The sequence below is a fragment of the Desulfovibrio sp. DV genome (genome assembly GCF_001936595.1).
In the GTDB taxonomy this organism is placed as follows: domain Bacteria; phylum Desulfobacterota; class Desulfovibrionia; order Desulfovibrionales; family Desulfovibrionaceae; genus Solidesulfovibrio.
Window position 1 is genome coordinate 1 of sequence record NZ_MLBG01000100.1, and the last position, 17,818, is coordinate 17,818.

Here is a 17,818-nt window from a genome sequence, read left to right on the forward strand (position 1 = left end):
GGGCAGCGCCCTGCCAGGGTCGGGACGGCGTCCCGGCGGGGTTCGGGGCAGCGCCCCGATTATCCTCCTACGCCGGCTTTAAAAACACGGCGCCAAGGGGCGGCAGGGTCAGGGTCAGGGAATAGGGGCGCTCGAAACTGCCGATATTCTCGGCCATGACGGCCCCGGCGTTGCCGAGTTCCGAGCCGCCGTAGATTCGGGCGTCGCTGTTTAAGAGTTCGCGCCAAAGGCCCGGGGTGGGCACGCCGACGCGGTAGTTTTCGCGGGGGACCGGGGTGAAATTGAGCACCACGAGCACCATGTCGCCGGGGGTTTTGCCGTGTCGCAGGAAGGCCAGGACGCTGGCTTCGGCGTCGCGGTAATCGATCCACTCGAAGCCTTCGGCCTTGAAGTCGCGTTCGTGCAGGGCGGTTTCGTTGCGATAGAGGCGGTTCAAGTCGGCCACCCATTGCAGGATGCCCTGGTGGGGCGGGGACTCGAGGAGTTCCCATTGCAGTTCCGCGTCGTGGTTCCATTCCTGCCATTGGCCGAATTCGCCGCCCATGAAGAGCAGTTTCTTGCCGGGATGGCCGTACATGAATCCGTAGAGCAGGCGCAGGTTGGCAAAGCGCCGCCAGTCGTCGCCGGGCATTTTGGAGAGCAGGCTGCCTTTGCCGTAGACGACTTCGTCGTGGGACAGGGCCAGGACGAAATTTTCCGTGAAGGCGTACCAGATGGCAAAGGTGAGCTGGCCGTGGTGGTATTTGCGAAAGATGGGGTCGTAGGCGAAATAGGCCAGGGTGTCGTGCATCCAGCCCATGTTCCATTTCATGCCGAACCCGAGGCCCCCGAGATAGGGCGGGCGCGAGACCATGGGCCAGGAGGTGGATTCCTCGGCAATGGTTTCGGTGTCCGGGAAGCGGGTGTAGGTCATTTCATTCAAGCGGCGCAAGAATTCGATATTTTCGAGATTCTCGCGGCCGCCGTGGATGTTGGGAATCCATTCGCCGTCGCGGCGGGAGTAGTCGAGGTAGAGCATGGAGGCCACGGCGTCCACGCGGATGGCGTCGATATGGTAGTTTTTGAGCCAGAAAAGCGCGCTTGAGATGAGAAAGGCCCGGACTTCGAAGCGGCCGGTGTTGAAGATGTAACAGTTCCAGTCCGGGTGGTAGCCCTTGCGGGGATCGGCGTGCTCAAAGAGGTGGGTGCCGTCGAAAAAGGACAGGCCGTAACCGTCGGCCGGGAAGTGGGAGGGAACCCAGTCGAGGACCACGCCGATGCCGTTTTGGTGCAGCCGGTCGATGAGCGTCATGAAATCCTGGGGCGTGCCGAAGCGGCTGGTCGGGGCGAAGTAGCCCAGGGTCTGGTAGCCCCAGGAGCCGAAGAAGGGGTGCTCCATGATGGGCAGGAATTCGACATGGGAAAAGCCGGCCCGCAGCACGTGTTCGGTCAGGTGGTCGGCCATCTCGATATAGGACAGGGAGCGGTAGCGGTCTTCGTGGACGCGGCGAAACGAGCCGAGGTGGACTTCGTAGATGGAGATGGGGGCGGCGAAGCCGTTTTTCTCCTTGCGCGCGGCCATCCACTGGGCATCGTTCCAGTCGTGGTCGAGGTCCCAGACGATGGAAGCGGTATTGGGCGAGGTTTCCCAGTAGAAGGCAAAGGGGTCGCCCTTGTCGGCCCGGTAGTCGCCCACGCCCGAGGTGATGTGGTACTTGTAGTGCGCGCCTTTGCCCAGGCCCGGGATGAAGCATTCGTAGATGCCCGAGGCGTCGTGGCGCACGGCCATGGGATGGCGTTCGGGTTCCCAGCCGTTGAAATCGCCGACCACGGAGACGGCTTTGGCGTTGGGCGCCCAGACCGCGAAATGGGTGCCGGGCTGGCCGTCCACGGTCATGAGGGCCGAGCCGAGCTTGTCCGGCAGATCGAAATGGTTCCCCTGCTTAAACAGGTAGATATCGTGGTCGGTTAAGCGCGAGATATCGTGTCGAGGCGAGGTGACGTCCCACATGCAAGACTCCTTGGACCGGCACAGGCCGTGGCCGGCCCGGATACTATAAGCCAAACGGCGTCTTGGGGCAACGCAGGGAAAATTCAGGAGAAAGAGAGACGAAGCCCGGAGCCGACGTCATGGAGGGGAAGGGTCTTGGCCAGCGCCAGTTTGGCGGCCAGACCGGTGCAGTGGCAGGGGTAGAGGGCGGCCAGGCCGGTCCGCTTCAGGTAGTCGGCCGTGGCGGCAAACAGCGCCGGGTCCGGGGCGAGCAGGTGCAGTCCGCCGATGATGGCGGCCACCCGGCGCAGGCCGGTGACGCGGCGGGCATGTTCGGTGATGTTGCAGATGCCGGCGTGGGAACAGCCGGTGATGATGACCAGCCCGTCGCCGCCGCAATAGGCCAGGGCGGTGTCGTCGGGCAGTTCGTCGGGCACGAGGCCCTGGGGGCCGTGGCGCTGCCCGATGGGCCGGGCGGTCTCAAAAGGGAGCAGGCGGGGGATTTCGCCCAAAAAAAGCAGCCGGTCGGTGAGTTGCACAGGCTCGCGGGACAGGGTGACGGTAAAGCACTGTTCCAGGGCTTCGCGGCCAAGCAGCGATCCGATGGGTTCGCCGGGAGCGATCTGGCGCGGGGCCAGGGCCTCGGGATGGGCCACCAGCCGGGGCTTTCGCCCGGGAGCGCCGGTGGCGGCCTTTTCGGCCAGGCAGGCCATGAGCGGCACAAGGCCCCAGGTGTGGTCGTTGTGGCCATGGGACAGGGCCACGGTGTCGATGGCGGCCAGATCGATGCCAAGCCGCGAGGCGTTGCGGCTGGCTGCGTCGGAATAGCCGCAATCGAGAAGCACGCTGGCTCCACCCTCCTCCATATAGAGCGACAAGGCCGGCTCGCCGAGCAAATAGCTGTCGGTGAGCGTGTTGTTGTCAATAAGGACGGTGAGCTTCATGGACGCCGAGTGGACCCAACTTGCCGCAAAAGTCAAGGTATTCCTGGACAAGGCACCGGACATCAGGCACATTGTTGAAGAAAATCCATGCTCTGTTGCAGAAGGGGAACTGTATGAGAATGCGTCTGTTGCCGGCCTTTGCCCTGTTCCTGCTGCTTGCCGTCGCCAGCATCGGCTGCAGCGTCTCCATCGATCTGACGCCGCCGCCGGCTGCCGGCTATGTCCGGGTGGTCAGCGTCGAGTCGGTGTACATCCGCAGCTGCCCGTCCACGAGTTGCGATGTGCGCACCGTGGTGTTTCGCGGCCAGGCTGTGCGGGTGTATGAATACCAAAGCGGCTGGGCTCGCGTGACCCTGCTGGAATCCGGGGCCACGGGCTGGATGGATGCCCGCTATCTGCGCAATCCGTAAGCATTTTTCAGGCACACCGGACAACACAAGAGCCGGGCGGATTGTCTCCGCCCGGCTCTTGCGTTGTCGGGTGCCGCCGTGTGCCTGGGAGCCGTATCCGGCCAGACAGCCGGCGGCCGGGCCTTACAGCACGTCGAGGCGGGAAAGGCCGGGCACTGCCGTGCCCAGGGCGTCCAGGGACGGGGCCGGCCCCAGCACCACCACGGCAGCGTTTTCGGCCGCGGCGTTGAGCGCCTCGCCGTATTGCCGGAAGCGGGCCATGCCCGCGCCAAGCACCTGGGCGCGCAGGGCGGCCCGACGCTCGGCCGTGTCGCCGGTCAGCCGCCGGGCCAGGGCGACATGGCCCTTGGCGTCGGGCAGCATGTGGGCATCAATGTCGCCGATGGCCCCGATCACGGCCCGGGTCATCTCTTCGTCAGAGAAGTCCGCGTCCATGAGATAGCGTCCGGCCTGCCGGAAGATCTCGATGGTGGCCTCGGTGTTGGGGTCGCGGTAGGAAACGAAGACGGCCTGGCCGGCGATGCGGTCCAGGGAGCAAAACGCACCGTAGGCGCCGCCGCGCACCCGCACCCGGTCCCACAGGTAGGCCATGCGCAGGTAGCGGCTGGCCACCAGATCCGCGCCGTCAAAGGTCCAGCCGGTGGGGGTCAGGTCGAGTCCGACGCCGACATAATGGACCTGGGCCGGGATGGCGATGCCTTCGGCCGCGGCCAGGACCGGGCGGGTCCAGGCCTTTGGCGCGACCGTGCCGGCCGGCAGGCCGGCCAGGAAGGCGGCCAGGGCGTGTTCCATGGCCGGCATGGCCGCTTCGGACACGGTCAGCCCGGCCATGGCACCGCTTTGGGTCAGGATCAGGTCGCGCAGGGTTTCCAGGTCGCGGCGAACGCCGGCGTAGTCGTCACCCAGGCGGCCCACCAGTTCGCGTAAATAGAACAGCTGGGACACGCCGCGCAGCCGCTCGCCCGTGGCTCCGGCCAGGGTGTAGCGGGCGCGCAGCCGGGAACCGGCCGTGGCATGGCCGGCCGGGGCCAGCCGCCGCTCCAGGCGCGACTTGGCCTCCACCGCCATCTGGGTGAACCGCTCGCGGTTGCCGAAGTCAGTTTTTGTAAGGATTTCTTCCAGGATATCGTAGAGTTCCGGGGTTTTCTCCACTGTGGCCTTGGCCCGCAGCACCAGCCGGGCAGCCACGATGTCAGGGCCGGCGTCCACCAGCCCGGCCACCAGAACCTCGCGGGAAATGCCGCCGGTTTTGGCCGCGATGCGCCGGGTCAGGGTCACGGCGTCATAGCGTTCGGTGCCCAGTTCCAAAAGCGCCCGGCCGAAAAGCGGCACCAGCGGCACCAGATGGTCCGGCACGCCGGCCAGGGGAAAGGCCAGATCAATGTAGGCAATGCCCGAGGTTTCCAGGGGATGGAGCAACAGCTCGGCCTTGCCGGCGGCAACGATGCGCTGGGGAATGGGCGTTTCGTCCCGGGGCAGGTCGGCCAGGGCCAGACTGGGGATTTTGGCCAGATCCTCGGCTGTGTCGGGCGTGTCCTGGAACTGGCGCAACAGGCCAAGGTCGGCCTCGATGGCGGTGCGGCCGGCCTCGTCGAGGGCCGCGGCCACGGCGGCCAGTTCGGCTTTTTCCTCGGCCAGACGTTTCGTGTCGAGTTCGGTGTCCGGGGCCAGGGTCAGGGATACGCGGTGGGGATTGTCCAGCAGCCACAGGCGCAGGGCGTCTTCCAGCACCCGCTCGCCAGCAGCCAGACGGGCTTTCAAGCGGCCAAGCGGTCCGGAAAAACGCAGGGGCGTGAGCGGATCGCCATCATGCAGCCAGGTGGTCAGGGCGCGCAGCATCATGGACAGCCCGCGCGGGAACGACCCGGTGTTGTTTTCCCGCAGGGAAAATTCCAGGGCGTTGACCCCGGCCTCCACGGCGTCGGCCGGCAGGCCTTCGGCGGCCAGACGGGTGAGCGTGTCAACGATGAGTTGCTCCACCTGGGCCGACGTGCCGGGCTTGATGCCCTTCAAGCCGACCGAGAAAAACATCTGGCGCAGTTCGGATTCGAGTCCGCCGCCGGCCAGATCCTCGCCCAGGCCGCTGTCGAGCAGGACCTTTCGCAGCGGTGAGGACGGCAGGCCGATCAGGACATGCTCCAGGACATCAAAGACCATGACCAGATCCTGGTCGGCCACGTCAGGGAGCAGCCAGTTGACGGTGACAAAGGCCCGGTCGGCCTGTCCCGGGGCGGCGGCATAGGGCATTTCCACGACCTTGGGCGCGGCAAAGGGCTGCTGGCGGGCTACGGAAGCGGAGGCCGGCCGGGCCTCGAAACGGCCCAGATAGTCGTCAAGAAGGCGCAGGCGTTCGGTGGGATCGTCGTCGCCGGAAAAAAAGAACCGGCTGTTGGACGGATGATAATAGGTGTCGTGAAAGGCCTTGAAGGCCTCGTAGGTGAGGCTGGGGATGACCCTGGGGTCGCCGCCGGAATCGACGCCGTAGGTGGTGTCGGGAAAGAGCAGGCGCTGGGAAAATTCGCCCAGGACCGAATCGGGCGAGGAATACACGCCCTTCATTTCATTAAAGACCACGCCGCTGCGAATCAGTTCGCCGGCCGGGTTCCATTCGAAATGCCAGCCCTCCTGGAGAAAGACGGCCCGGGGGATGCGCGGGAAAAAGACCGCGTCGAGGTAGACGTCCACCAAGTTGTAAAAATCCCGGAGATTGGTCGAGGCCACGGGATAGCAGGTTTTGTCGGGGTAGGTGAAGGCGTTTAAAAAGGTATTGAGCGAGCCTTTGAGCAGTTCGACAAAGGGCTCCTTGACCGGGTATTTGCGTGAGCCGCACAATACGGAATGTTCAAGGATATGGGGAACTCCGGTGGAGCACTCGGGCGGCGTGCGAAAGGCTGCGCCAAAGACCTTGTTGGCGTCATCCAGGACAAGGGAAAGGAGTTGGGCCCCGGTGCGGTCGTGGCGCAGCACTATTGCCCGGGCAGCGTATTCGTCGAGGGATTCGTCGCGAAGGACGGAAAAACCATGGTTTCGGGACATCGTGGCTCCTGCGTTGGTCGTTACCTGCCGGGACATGGCCGGCGAGGTTTTTTTGTACACACTCAGGAAAAATATGCTATAGGCACGAACCGGCCGGGGACGAATCGGCCTGCGGCAGAGGAAACGGGGCGCATCCACTTGCGCCTGGGAGAAAAATGAACTATATTTTAACTGGAGAACAGAGGGAAGCGCCTCAAATCTCGTTAATTCCAACGAATTAAGCGACTTGAGGGGCTGGGGACGCCTCGCCCACACGGGCGGGGAATTCCCGTTCTAGACTACTGAGGGTGATTCTTTTGGCAAGGGTGATCTCATTCACATCTCCGAGGAGGGAGTTATGAACAAGAAATTGCAAGTTTTATTGGTGGCCCTGGTCGCCCTGCTGCTGGGCTTCAGCGGCCCGGCTATGGCGAAAAAGCAGGTCCCGAAGGTCGATAACTTCATTTATTTTATCGACCACTCCAGCTCCATGGCGTTTTCCTACAAGGGACAGCGTTATGTGCAGTTTGGCGGCGTCTCCAAGATCATGATGGCCAAGTCCCTGGCCCGTGAACTCAACAAGATGACCCCCGAGCTTGGCTACAAGGCCGGTCTGTACACCTTCGCCCCGTACAAAGAGTACGCCGCGATGGCCCCGTTCAAGCAGGCCACCATGGCTCCGGCTATCGAAAAGATCGTGACCGACTACACCGTCTACGGCCGCATGACCCCCATGGGTCAGGGCCTGGAAGATCTGGACAAGCTGCCCCTTTCCACCCTTTCCGGAAAGACCGGCGTGTTCATCTTCTCTGACGGCGATTCCAACTGCGGCATCGACCCCGTGGCCGTTGCCCAGTCCCTGAAGGCCAAGTACGGCGACAACCTGTGCTTCTACATCATCGACCTGTCCGACAGCAAGCATGGCCAGCAGGTTCTGAAGGCCATTGCCGCTCTGGGCAAGTGCAACTGCATCGAGCTTGGCGAAGAGCTGCTTCGTAACGAAGCCGCCCGCGAAAGATTCCTTGAGTGCGCTCTGTACGAGTGGATCGAAGACGAAATCGTCGTCTTCCGCAGCATCTACTTCGACTTCGACAAGTACAACATCAAGCCCGAGTTCGTGCCCGTTCTTGAAGAAGGCACCGCCATCATCAAGTCGAAGACCGGCATGAAGGTCGTCCTTGAAGGCCACACCGACTCCATCGGCTCCGAGCAGTACAACATGAAGCTTGGTCAGCGCCGCGCCGACTCCGTCAAGGCTTTCTTCGTCAAGAAGGGCATTGATTCGAGCCGCATCGAGACCATCAGCTTCGGTGAGTCCGACCCGGTCGCCACCAACAAGACCGCTCAGGGCCGCGCTCTGAACCGTCGCTGCGTCATCAAGTTCAAGTCCATGTAGTTGAGACTCCAGTCTCACTGGCCAGACGCCCCTCGGGGCGTCTGGCCTTGTATTTTGATCGGAGAGAACACCCCATGCCCACCTCCAAGACCCTCGTCTCCCTCGCTCTCCTGATTTTCGCCGTAACCAGCGTGGCTTCCGCCGGATTATCCATCTATCCTGCTGACGGGCCTGCCCCGAAAATTGTCGTCGAACAGCCCAAGCCCCTGACCTACAAGGTCGAAAAGGGCGATTCCGTGGCTGTCATCGCCAAAAAATTCGGTGTGGACGCCAAAACACTGCTTGCGGCAAACGGACTGGCTGACGCCAAAAAGCTCAAAGCCGGCCAGACCCTCACCATTCCCGGAAAAACCGCTGCACCGGCCCCTGCGCCGGCCGCCTCCGCAGCCGCGCCTGCGCCGGCCGCCAAAGCCGAGGCCAAGACGCCCGCCCCCCTGGCCGCCGCTCCCGCCCCGGAAGTCGTCAAGCCCGACGCCGCGGCCCGCAAGGCCGGAGGCAAGGAAGCCATGGACCCCGGCGTGGTCGAGGAAAAGCCGGTCAAAGGCAAGAAAGGCAAAAAGGGCAAGGACGAGCCGGTGGCTGTCCCGTCCCCGACTGTCGAAGTCAGCGACAAGATGCGGGCCTCCTTCGGCAAGGTCGGCGTCATCGGCAACACCACCGACGTGCCCCAGCCGATTCGCGACGAGTTCTGGCGCTATGCCCAGAAATGGATCGACGAACTCGACCGCCTCGGCGTCGGCACGGCCCAGAACAAGAAAATCCGCCAGTCCGGCAGCCAGTGGGAAGCCTCCTACCGCGTCATCATCCGCGATTCGCTCGGGGCTGAGGTCAAGCGGGTCGAGTACGACCACACGCCCTATGTCGGCCACATCACCTACACCCAACGCGTGTACACGTCGGTGGGTCCGACCAAGGAAGCGGCCCTGCGCGGCCCCTGGACGGAAAAAGACGAAGCCATTCGCGAGATTTTCAGCTATTCCGGCAAGGCCAAAGCCTGGCGCTAGCGGCTCGATTTCATGGCAAAGCCCCCTGGACTGCGGTCCGGGGGGCTTTTTTAATGGAGCGCGCGGTAGGGCACGGGAGGGGCACGCACAAGTGGGAGAGGGGAAATGCCTCTGGCGGCCGGGGAGTGCGAGAAGCGGGAAGAGCGCCGCGGCGGCCAAAGGGCGATGCCCTTTGGAATCCCTTCTGGGGTGCGTTTGAATGGACCGGGCGCGCTGCCGGGTCGATACGAGAAAGTTGCCCTAGAAAAGCCGATGAGGTTGTCAGCCAGCACCAGCCCGGTGGAAAAACGGCCCTTTTGGCAGGGGTCCGGGGGATCACCCCCGGCAGCCGGAGCAACGGTGGTTTTCGTTAATCTCAACTGGGCTGCTTTGCCCGCCCAAAAGCAATTTCTTCTCCCACACCTGCCCATCGCCACGGCACCCCCGTCCCCCTTAACCCATTGCAGGGGTCCGGGGGGATCATCCCCCCGGCCGCCGGAGGCATTCTTCCTCTTCTCTCAATGCTTTTTTTCACCCTAAAAAAGCGGTTTCGGGACGTCGTGCATTGGTACGATTGTTCCGTCGGACGGCGGCGCCGCTTCGGGTTGCGGCTGGGCCTGGGGCTGCGGGGCCGGCTTGGCTGCCGGTGCTGGCTTGGGCGGTTCACCCTTGATGACGCGCTTGCCCTTGGCTGGTTTGTGCGGCGCATCGCGGGCCGGCAGAGGTTTGAGATTCGGGTTCTTGGCCGGCAGCCGGAAATCCGGTCCCACTGGTTCGCCGTGAAATTCCTTGATCTTCCACAGCAGGTTTTCGTCGCGCACCAGCCCGAAATAACAGCTCATGACCGCTTGTTTTGCCTGTCCGGACTGGTTCCAGGCCAGATCGGCCACCACCCGCACACTGGCCTTTTCACCCTTGGCCTGGATGTCCATGGGTTCGCGCCAACTCAGGCGCAGGCCCAGCCGCTTTTCCTCGGCCATGACGGCGGGGAGCTGTTTGGGCAGTTCGCCGCCGCGGATGGGGCGTATGGCGTTGCCTAAAAGCGGCACGTAGCGGGCGTCCTCGGTTAACAGGCGCAGCATGGCCTTGCCGTCGCCGCTGGCGGCAATGTCGGGATAGCGGGCAATGAAATCGTGGACATTTTTGGCGTCGGCCGAGTCGAAGCCCGTGGGTTTGGGGGCGTCGCCGGTCTTGCCCTTGGCGGCGCAGCCGGCCAGCAGCGCCAGCAGGCAGCAAAGGACAAGGGGCAGCAGGCGGCGGCAGGCCGCAAACGCTCCCCGGTGGTCATTGCCGGACAGGTCCTGTCGCGCACGGGAGGCGTCGTGTCGGGCCATACGTCCTCGGAGGTTATGGGTGCAGGGCCGGTCCTTTGGCTCGGGGCAGCAGCAGCCGGTAGGAGCGCAGGCCGTGGACCATTTCGCCAAAGAGCCGTCCGCCGCAGCGGACAAAGCACAACAGCGGCAGGAAGCCCCAGGACTGGCTGGCGTAGAGCACCCGGCGCAGCCGGTGCGACCAGATGAGTTCCGGCAGGATGTCGCGGTTAAGCCCCTGGCCGTAGACCAGGGCTGGATCGGCGTTGCGGGTCAGCGCGGCGCAGACCGCCTCGCCGGCCAGTTCGCCGCTTCGCAGGGCGTAGTAGATGCCTTCGCCAAAAAGCGTCTCGACCAGCCCGGCCGCGTCGCCGGCGAGCAGGGTGCGGCCGTGCCAGGGGGTTTTGATGTAGTTGCCATAGGGCAGCCCGTGGCCTTTGGCTGCATCGGCCAGACTGGCGGGCAGTCCGAGGAAGGTGACGAATTCCCGCAGTTTGGCCCGAAATTCCCGGCCGTGGCGGGCGCTGTGGCCGCCGATGCCGATGATGAGCCGGTCGGCGTGGGGAAAGACCCAGCCGTAGCCGGCCCGCAGGAATCCGGCATAAACCGTGGGATGGGCGGCGGCAAGGTCGGCATGGACCGCCCCGGCCAGAAGCGGATCGGTGCGGGACAGGGAAAATTCCAGCGCTCCGCCCATGCCGGCCTTCCAGGCCGCGCTGTCAAAGGGGCAGGCCCGGCGCACCAAGCTGGCAGCGCCGTCGCAGCCGATGACGTAGCGGCCGCGAAATTCCTGGCCGTCATCGAGTCGCACCACCCCGGCCAGGGGATCGACAAAGGCGACGTGCTGGCCCAGGCGCACGTCGGCCCCGGCCCGGACGGCCTGATCGAGCAGATGCTTGTCAAACACCCGGCGGCTGGTGAAATGAAAGGGATAAAACGTCTCGCCGCTGGCAATGATGCGATCGCGAAAACGGATGGCGTAGCCGGGTTGGGCGGCGTTGAACACTCCCGACGCCAGGAGCCCGTCGGCCGTCTCGCCGTAAACCCGTTCCAGCACATCCACGGCCTTCCAGGTGAGCAGTCCGGCGCACAGCTTGTCGCGGGGGAATTCGGCCTTGTCCAGCACCAGGACGCGCACGCCCTTGCGGGCCAGCACATGGGCGGCGGTGGACCCGGCCGGGCCGGCTCCGACAATGATCACATCGTGGGTTTCAATCATGGGGGTTTTGCGGCTACAGGTTGCGGCGGCACAGGACCGGGCCCGTTGGTTGCCAAGGGGCGGTGCCCCGTCTACAAAGAGGGATCATACCTGTGACGCGCCCGGCGGGCAATCCGCCAGCAAGGTCAATTCGTGATGCAAAAGCCCCTGTTTGACGCGGCCGTGTTCGATTTCGACGGCACCCTGGCCGAACTGGTTCTGGATTTCACGGCCATGAAGGCCCGCGTCGGCCGCGTGGCCGCGGTCTTTCTGCCGGACGTGCCGACGCCAAACGGCCTGCCTGCCCTGGAATATGTCCGGTTTCTGTCTGCGGCCATCGGCCGGGATTCGGCCGAGGCCGCTGCCCGTTTTGAGCTGTTTGCCGCCCGGGCCATCATGGACCAGGAAATCGAGGCCGCCCGCGCCGCCCGGATTTTCGACGCCACCCGCCCGGCCCTGGCCGCCCTGGCCCGGGCCGGAACCAAGGTCGGCATCATCACCCGCAACTGCCGGGCTGCTGTGGATATCGTCTTTCCCGATGCTGCCGATTTTGCCGGGGTGATCCTGGCCCGCGACGACGCCCGCCACGTCAAGCCCGATCCCCGCCATCTCCTCGACGCCCTGGCCGTGCTGGACGTGCCGCCTGCCCGGGCGCTCATGGTCGGCGACCATCCCATGGACGTGGCCACCGGCAAGGCCGCCGGCACCCGAACCGCCGCCCTGGCCAGCGGCCGCATATCCCTGGCCGATCTGGCCCGTCACGACCCGGATTACCTGGCCGACGACGTGGCAGCCTTGGTGGCTATGCTGCAATAACGGCAAAGGCACAAAAAGAAAGGCAAATCGGGGCGCTGCCCCAAGCCCCGCCGGGGGATTATCCCCCCGGACCTCTGGTAATGGGGATGGCGGCGGGACCAGCAATGTGCGGGCCCGGTGGCGTTGCCGGCGCTGTCGAGCGACCCGGCTCGTTTACTGCGCACCGCGGCCGTCGCCGCAGACCTTGAAGCGCTCGCGTTTGCGTTCCACCACTTCCTCCCAGGTCGGCTCGGCCCAGGGGAGGGTTGTCTGGCGCGAGGGGGTGACGATGACCGAGCCTCGGGACCAGCCGGCCACATCCACCCGCACCGGGCCGGCGATGGCCTTGGCCTTGGGATTAAACGAGGCCATGAACGCGGCCGCGTCGATGACGGCCGCGTCGTCCCAGACCGCGCCGGGCAGGCGACGGGACAACGCCAGCGGCCCCGGCAGGTCGCGCACTTTAAAGAGCATATCGTCCGGGCCGACCAGGGCCTCCAGGGCGTCGTTGTCGGCCCGGTTGCGGCCAATGGCCATCCAATGCTCCCCGGCCCAGTATTGCCGGCCGATGTTGGCCAGATCGAAATCCGCCGGCCGGGGCGCAGTGCTGTGCAGGAAAAGCGGCAAAAACCGCCGGGCCGAGGCCTGTTCGGTCAGCAGGCAGCCGCCGGCCGGGGTGGGAATTTCCTTGAGGCCATAGACATCGGCCAGATCGAGTTGGTCCTTGCGCCCCCGGCCGTTCATGCCGAACAGTTTTTCCCGGTTAACCAACCCCGAGGTTTCCGGCTCGGTTTCGGCCAGCCGCTTGGCACACAGCGGCCGCAGCAGGATGCCCTTGGTGCCGGAGTCGCGCAGGATGATATTGAGCGCATCCACCCGCTGGGACATGGGCCGCTGGCCGACCACTTCGCCGGAAATGAGGAAGGTCGCGCCATACTCGCTAAGCATCTCCTTGGCCCGGCGCAGCATGAGCACCTTGCAATCGATGCAGGGATTCAAGCACTTGCCAAGGCCGTGGTCCGGGCCGGCCGAGAGCATGTTGACGTAGGCCTCGGACACATCCACCGGGATGATGTCCAGGCCGTAGATGGCTTTCCAATGCTCGATCTTGTGCGGTTTGCCGAAAAATGGGCTGACGAAGTGCAGGCCAAGGACCCGAAGTCCCTGGGCGGCGATGGTCTTGGCGGCCAGTATGCTGTCGAGGCCCCCGGAGAAAAGGGCCAGTGCGTGGTATGGTTTCATAGGGGCGTAGCTAAAGCCTCCGGGCCGTCGTGGCAAGGGGGTGAGGGACGCCATCGAAGTTGCCGGGCGGCAGGCTTTTTGCTAAGTGTTCTCCTTTGTGCCCCAACAATCAACGCCAGGAGCATGGCGATATGGCCCGTAAGCCCGCGTTAAGCCCCGAAGATTTTCGCAACGAAGCCCTCGCCACCGCGCTCACCACCATCGAACGCAAGCACGGGGCGGGCGCTGTCATGCGTCTGGAAGATTCGGCCCATGTAAAAATTGCTTCCATTCCCACCGGTTCCATCGGCCTCGATCTGGCCCTGGGTATCGGCGGCATCCCCAAGGGCCGCATCACTGAAATTTACGGCCCGGAATCCTCGGGTAAAACAACACTTGCCCTGCACATCATTGCCGAATCCCAAAAACTCGGCGGCACGGCCGCCTTCATCGACGCCGAACACGCCCTGGACGTCAACTACGCCCGGCGCCTTGGCGTCAACACCCCGGAACTGCTGATTTCCCAGCCCGACTACGGCGAACAGGCCCTGGACATCGCCGATCTGCTCGTGCGCTCAAGCGCCGTGGACGTGGTGGTCATCGACTCAGTGGCCGCCCTTATTCCCCAGGCCGAACTCGAAGGCGAGATGGGCGAAACGCAAGTCGGCGGACAGGCCCGGCTCATGTCCCATGCCATGCGCAAACTCACCGGCACCATTCACAAATCCAACACGTCGGTCATTTTCATCAACCAGATCCGCATGAAGATCGGCATGACCGGCTACGGCAGCCCGGAAACCACCACCGGCGGCAACGCGCTCAAGTTTTACGCCAGCATCCGCCTGGACATCCGCCGCATCCAGACCCTTAAGGACAAGGAAGAAACCTACGGCAGCCGCTGCCGGGTCAAGGTGGTCAAGAACAAGGTCGCCCCGCCGTTTCGCGAAGCCCTGTTCGATATCCTCTACGGCACCGGCGTGTCCCGCGAAGGCGAACTCATCGACATGGGCATCGAGGCCGGCATCGTGGACAAATCCGGCTCCTGGTTCGCCTATGGTTCCGAACGCTTAGGCCAGGGCCGCGACAATGTCCGGGCCTTTTTGCAGGAACATACCGACATCCGCGACCAGATCGAAGGCAAGCTGCGTGAACACCTCGGCTTTGCCGAATACACCCCGCCGCCGACCCCTGAGGTGATGGAAGAAGAAGACGGGATGTAGAGAGAGGGAGAAGAGGAAGAGTGCCTCCGGCGGCCGGGGGGATGATCCCCCGGACCCCTGCAAAGGGGAAGCTTTCAAAGGGTTTTTGGGAGTTGGCTGGCAATCCGGTCGGTTGCGGACTGGACGGGCGAAGCGGATATTTGACGGAAGGCACCGAGGCTGCGGCGGACGGTGCAGGCAGTGTTCTAAAATTGACACCCCGCCCCGTCGAGGGGGTTTCGGGGGGATCATCCCCCCCGATGGGGAGGGTCCGGGAGGGGCAAAGCCCCTCCTGGCTCTTCGTCTTTACTTTTCGAGGAAGATGCGGGGGATGTGATTCCTTTGGTCTTCCATCCCCATGCGGAGGCATAAAAACAATGATGACGGCTACCGAGATTCGCGCCAAGTTTCTGGAATTTTTCGCGTCCAAGGGACATCAGGTGGTGGCGTCGTCGCCGCTGGTGCCGCGCGAAGACCCGACGCTTCTTTTCACCAACGCCGGTATGGTCCAGTTTAAAAAGGTCTTTCTCGGCCAGGACAAGCCGGGCTACACCAGGGCCACCACCTCGCAGAAATGCCTGCGCGTGGGCGGCAAGCACAACGACCTGGAAAACGTCGGCCGCACCGCTCGTCACCACACTTTTTTTGAGATGCTCGGCAACTTTTCCTTTGGCGACTATTTCAAGGAAGACGCCATCACCTATGCCTGGGAATTTCTGACCGAGGTCATCGGCCTGGACAAGTCGCGGCTCTACGCCACGGTCTACCTCGACGACGACGAGGCCCACGGGCTGTGGAAAAAGATCGCCGGCCTCACCGACGACCGCATCTTCCGCCTGGGCGAAAAGGACAATTTCTGGTCCATGGGCGATACCGGCCCCTGCGGCCCCTGTTCCGAGATCATGTTTGATCGGGGCGAGGCTGTGGGCTGCGGCCCGGACTGCGGCATCGGCAAGTGCGACTGCGACCGCTACCTGGAAGTCTGGAACCTCGTCTTCATGCAGTACGACCAGATCGAGCCGGGCAAGCGCGTGTCCCTGCCGCGCCCGAGCATCGACACCGGCATGGGCCTGGAGCGCATTGCCGCCGTTGTCCAGGGCGTGCATTCCAATTTCGACATCGACCTGTTCCAGACCATCATCAGCTCGGCCGCCACCATCGCCGGGGTCACCTACGGCGACAACGACGAGCACGACACGGCCCTTCGCGTCATCGGCGACCACAGCCGCTCCGTGGCCTTTCTCCTGGCCGATGGCGTCATGCCCTCCAACGAGGGCCGGGGCTATGTCCTTCGCCGGCTCATTCGCCGGGCCTTGCGCTTTGGGAAACTCATCGGCCTGTCCGATCCGTTCCTCTACAAGACCGCCGGCGTCGTGGTCGACGTCATGGGTGAGGCCTTCCCGGAACTGGTCGCCAGCCGCGAATTCATGGAGCGGGTGGTGCGCGAGGAAGAGGAGCGTTTCGGCGTCACCCTCGACAAGGGCCTAGCCATCCTGGCCGAAGAGCTCGACCGCATGACGGCCGCCGGCGAGACGGTCATCACCGGCGACTTCGCCTTCAAGCTCTACGACACCTACGGCTTCCCCCTGGATATCGTCAACGACGTGGCCGGCAAACGCGGCATCACGGCTGACGAGGCCGGCTACAAGGCCTCCATGGCCGAGCAGAAGGCCCGTGCGAAAAAAGCCTGGAAGGGTTCGGGCGAAACCGACCCGGCCGTGCTTTTCCTGGAGCTGTTGGAATCCGGTATGAAGTCCCGTTTCGTGGGCTATGACCAGTTGACGGCCTCAAGCCGGGTCAATGCGCTCATTTCCGCCGAGGGGCAGGCCGTCGAGCGGCTGGTTGCCGGCGAAACCGGCTACATGGTTTGCGCCGTCACGCCCTTTTACGGCGAATCCGGCGGTCAGGCCGGCGATGTGGGCACGGTGACGACGCTGACCGGCGACGTGGCTGTCCTTGGCACAATCAAGGCCGGGACGGAACTCACAGCCCACCATATCGAGGTCAAAACCGGCGAAATCCTGCTCGACCAGGAAGCCGAGCTGGCCGTGGACGCCGCCGTGCGCGCCGCCTCCGCCCGCAACCACACCTGCACCCATTTGCTCCACAAGGCCCTTAAAAACGTCCTTGGCGGCCACGTCAACCAGGCCGGTTCGCTGGTGACGCCCGACCGGCTGCGGTTCGACTTCTCCCATGTCTCGGCCATGACCGCCGAGGAACTGTCCCGGGTGGAGGACGAGGTCAACGCGGCCATCCTCCTGGATGCCCCGGTGGTGACCGAAGTCCTTGGCCTCGAGGCGGCCCGGGCCAAGGGGGCGACCGCCCTTTTCGGCGAGAAATACGGCGACGAAGTGCGTGTGGTCGATGTCCAGGGCGTGTCCATGGAACTGTGCGGCGGCACGCACATCAAGGCCACCGGACAGGCCGGTAGCTTCTACATTTTGTCCGAGTCCGGCGTGGCGGCCGGCACGCGCCGCATCGAGGCGGCCACGGGCGTCAATGCGCTCAACCATGTTCGGGCCATGCGCGGCGAGCTCGACGAGACCCTTAAAGCCGTCAAGGCCAAGCCGGGCGAACTGGCCGGCCGGGTGAAAAAGCTCCTCGACGAGATCAAGGCCCTTGGCAAGGACAAGGAACAGCTGGCCGCCAAGCTGGCCTCCGGCCAGGGCCGCGACCTCATGGCCGGCCTGGAAGAGGTCAATGGCGTGCCGCTTCTGTGCGCCCGGGTGGACGCGCCAAGCGTCAAGGCGCTTCGCGAGGCCATGGACGATCTGCGCAGCAAGCTCCCCTCCGGCGTCATCGCCATCGCGGCCGAGCAGGAAGGCGGCAAGGTCAGCCTCATTGTGGCTGTGAGCAAAGACCTGCACGGCCGGTTCACGGCCCCGGTGCTGATCAAGGACGCGGCCGTGGCCGTGGGTGGTTCCGGCGGCGGCCGGCCCGACATGGCCCAGGCCGGCGGCACCAACCCGGCCGGCATCGACGAAGCCTTTGCCAAGGTCAAGGCGGCTGTGGCCGGGGAGTGAGGGGAAAAAGAGAAAGAATGCCTCCGGCGGCCGGGGGGATGATCCCCCCGGACCCCTGCACTGGAAGACGTTTGTAATGGGTCGCGTCGCTGGCTGGCCGTGTTGGCCGGCGGTGGACCGGGACAGCCAAAATGGCGCGTGCCGGGAACAACCGTTGCGGCGGCCAAAGGGACTGCGTCCCGTTGGAATTCCTTCCTGGGGGCAGGGAGTGAGTTTGCCGGGCGGTGCGGATGATCAGGGATTTTTAGAGCAAGACAGAAAGGCGGTTCCGTGCCGGGGCCGCCTTTTTTTGCGCCCTCCGGGCGACGGGAGGCCTGTCCCGGAAGACGGAGGCACCGCGTGCCTGGGGCCTTTT

Annotated in this window: 12 protein-coding genes; 6 read left to right on the forward strand and 6 right to left on the reverse strand. The window is 64.4% G+C overall.

Annotated elements, in window-relative coordinates; genetic code table 11:
• Positions 1 to 67 precede the first annotated feature (67 nt).
• A complete protein-coding gene (glgB, locus tag DVDV_RS17460) occupies positions 68 to 1,990 on the reverse strand; it encodes a 1,4-alpha-glucan branching protein GlgB (protein WP_075355903.1) in 1,923 nt (640 codons plus the stop codon).
• A gap of 83 nt (positions 1,991 to 2,073) precedes the next feature.
• Positions 2,074 to 2,913: an MBL fold metallo-hydrolase gene (locus DVDV_RS17465; RefSeq protein ID WP_075355904.1), complete on the reverse strand. Its 840-nt coding sequence runs from the start codon at positions 2,911 to 2,913 to the stop codon at positions 2,074 to 2,076.
• A gap of 113 nt (positions 2,914 to 3,026) precedes the next feature.
• On the opposite strand from DVDV_RS17465, the gene DVDV_RS17470 reads away from it, so the two are divergent.
• The gene (locus DVDV_RS17470) at positions 3,027 to 3,323 is read left to right on the forward strand and encodes an SH3 domain-containing protein (protein WP_075355905.1); all 297 of its coding nucleotides are present in this window, start codon (positions 3,027 to 3,029) and stop codon (positions 3,321 to 3,323) included.
• A gap of 123 nt (positions 3,324 to 3,446) precedes the next feature.
• Here DVDV_RS17470 and DVDV_RS17475 read toward each other — a convergent pair whose 3' ends face one another.
• Positions 3,447 to 6,359: an insulinase family protein gene (locus tag DVDV_RS17475; RefSeq protein WP_075355906.1), complete on the reverse strand. Its 2,913-nt coding sequence runs from the start codon at positions 6,357 to 6,359 to the stop codon at positions 3,447 to 3,449.
• 337 nt (positions 6,360 to 6,696) lie between these two features.
• Between DVDV_RS17475 and DVDV_RS17480 the strand changes: the two genes are divergently transcribed.
• Positions 6,697 to 7,734, forward strand: coding sequence for an OmpA family protein (locus DVDV_RS17480; protein WP_075355907.1), 1,038 nt, complete (start codon positions 6,697 to 6,699; stop codon positions 7,732 to 7,734).
• 74 nt (positions 7,735 to 7,808) lie between these two features.
• A complete protein-coding gene (locus tag DVDV_RS17485; RefSeq protein ID WP_075355908.1) occupies positions 7,809 to 8,738 on the forward strand; it encodes a LysM domain-containing protein in 930 nt (309 codons plus the stop codon).
• 515 nt (positions 8,739 to 9,253) lie between these two features.
• Here the strand turns inward: DVDV_RS17485 and DVDV_RS17490 are convergent.
• Both DVDV_RS17490 and DVDV_RS17495 read right to left on the reverse strand, forming a co-directional pair.
• Complete coding sequence (locus DVDV_RS17490) at positions 9,254 to 10,051, reverse strand: hypothetical protein (RefSeq protein ID WP_075355909.1); 798 nt, start codon at positions 10,049 to 10,051, stop codon at positions 9,254 to 9,256.
• Positions 10,052 to 10,064: 13 nt separating this feature from the next.
• The gene (locus tag DVDV_RS17495) at positions 10,065 to 11,246 is read right to left on the reverse strand and encodes an NAD(P)/FAD-dependent oxidoreductase (RefSeq protein ID WP_075355910.1); all 1,182 of its coding nucleotides are present in this window, start codon (positions 11,244 to 11,246) and stop codon (positions 10,065 to 10,067) included.
• Between the two features lie 135 nt (positions 11,247 to 11,381).
• Between DVDV_RS17495 and DVDV_RS17500 the strand changes: the two genes are divergently transcribed.
• Entirely contained in the window at positions 11,382 to 12,041 is a 660-nt protein-coding gene (locus tag DVDV_RS17500) for an HAD family hydrolase (protein ID WP_075355911.1), read from the forward strand.
• Positions 12,042 to 12,194: 153 nt separating this feature from the next.
• On the opposite strand, the gene DVDV_RS17505 is transcribed toward DVDV_RS17500, so the two are convergent.
• Positions 12,195 to 13,262 carry a tRNA(5-methylaminomethyl-2-thiouridylate) methyltransferase gene (locus tag DVDV_RS17505; RefSeq protein ID WP_075355912.1) on the reverse strand — a complete coding sequence of 356 codons (1,068 nt, stop codon included), beginning with the start codon at positions 13,260 to 13,262 and terminating at the stop codon, positions 12,195 to 12,197.
• A 131-nt stretch (positions 13,263 to 13,393) separates the two neighbouring features.
• Between DVDV_RS17505 and recA the strand changes: the two genes are divergently transcribed.
• Positions 13,394 to 14,461: a recombinase RecA gene (gene recA, locus DVDV_RS17510; protein WP_075355913.1), complete on the forward strand. Its 1,068-nt coding sequence runs from the start codon at positions 13,394 to 13,396 to the stop codon at positions 14,459 to 14,461.
• Between the two features lie 356 nt (positions 14,462 to 14,817).
• Positions 14,818 to 17,463: an alanine--tRNA ligase gene (gene alaS, locus DVDV_RS17515; RefSeq protein ID WP_075355914.1), complete on the forward strand. Its 2,646-nt coding sequence runs from the start codon at positions 14,818 to 14,820 to the stop codon at positions 17,461 to 17,463.
• Positions 17,464 to 17,818 lie beyond the last annotated feature (355 nt).

Excerpts from the sequence above, each read along its gene's own strand:
- DVDV_RS17475 (WP_075355906.1), bottom strand. The coding sequence starts at position 6,359 with ATGTCCCGAAACCATGGTTTTTCCGTCCTTCGCGACGAATCCCTCGAC.
- alaS (WP_075355914.1), top strand. The coding sequence starts at position 14,818 with ATGATGACGGCTACCGAGATTCGCGCCAAGTTTCTGGAATTTTTCGCG.
- recA (WP_075355913.1), top strand. The coding sequence starts at position 13,394 with ATGGCCCGTAAGCCCGCGTTAAGCCCCGAAGATTTTCGCAACGAAGCC.
- glgB (WP_075355903.1), bottom strand. The coding sequence starts at position 1,990 with ATGTGGGACGTCACCTCGCCTCGACACGATATCTCGCGCTTAACCGAC.
- DVDV_RS17505 (WP_075355912.1), bottom strand. The coding sequence starts at position 13,262 with ATGAAACCATACCACGCACTGGCCCTTTTCTCCGGGGGCCTCGACAGC.
- DVDV_RS17470 (WP_075355905.1), top strand. The coding sequence starts at position 3,027 with ATGAGAATGCGTCTGTTGCCGGCCTTTGCCCTGTTCCTGCTGCTTGCC.
- DVDV_RS17465 (WP_075355904.1), bottom strand. The coding sequence starts at position 2,913 with ATGAAGCTCACCGTCCTTATTGACAACAACACGCTCACCGACAGCTAT.
- DVDV_RS17485 (WP_075355908.1), top strand. The coding sequence starts at position 7,809 with ATGCCCACCTCCAAGACCCTCGTCTCCCTCGCTCTCCTGATTTTCGCC.
- DVDV_RS17495 (WP_075355910.1), bottom strand. The coding sequence starts at position 11,246 with ATGATTGAAACCCACGATGTGATCATTGTCGGAGCCGGCCCGGCCGGG.
- DVDV_RS17480 (WP_075355907.1), top strand. The coding sequence starts at position 6,697 with ATGAACAAGAAATTGCAAGTTTTATTGGTGGCCCTGGTCGCCCTGCTG.
- DVDV_RS17500 (WP_075355911.1), top strand. The coding sequence starts at position 11,382 with ATGCAAAAGCCCCTGTTTGACGCGGCCGTGTTCGATTTCGACGGCACC.
- DVDV_RS17490 (WP_075355909.1), bottom strand. The coding sequence starts at position 10,051 with ATGGCCCGACACGACGCCTCCCGTGCGCGACAGGACCTGTCCGGCAAT.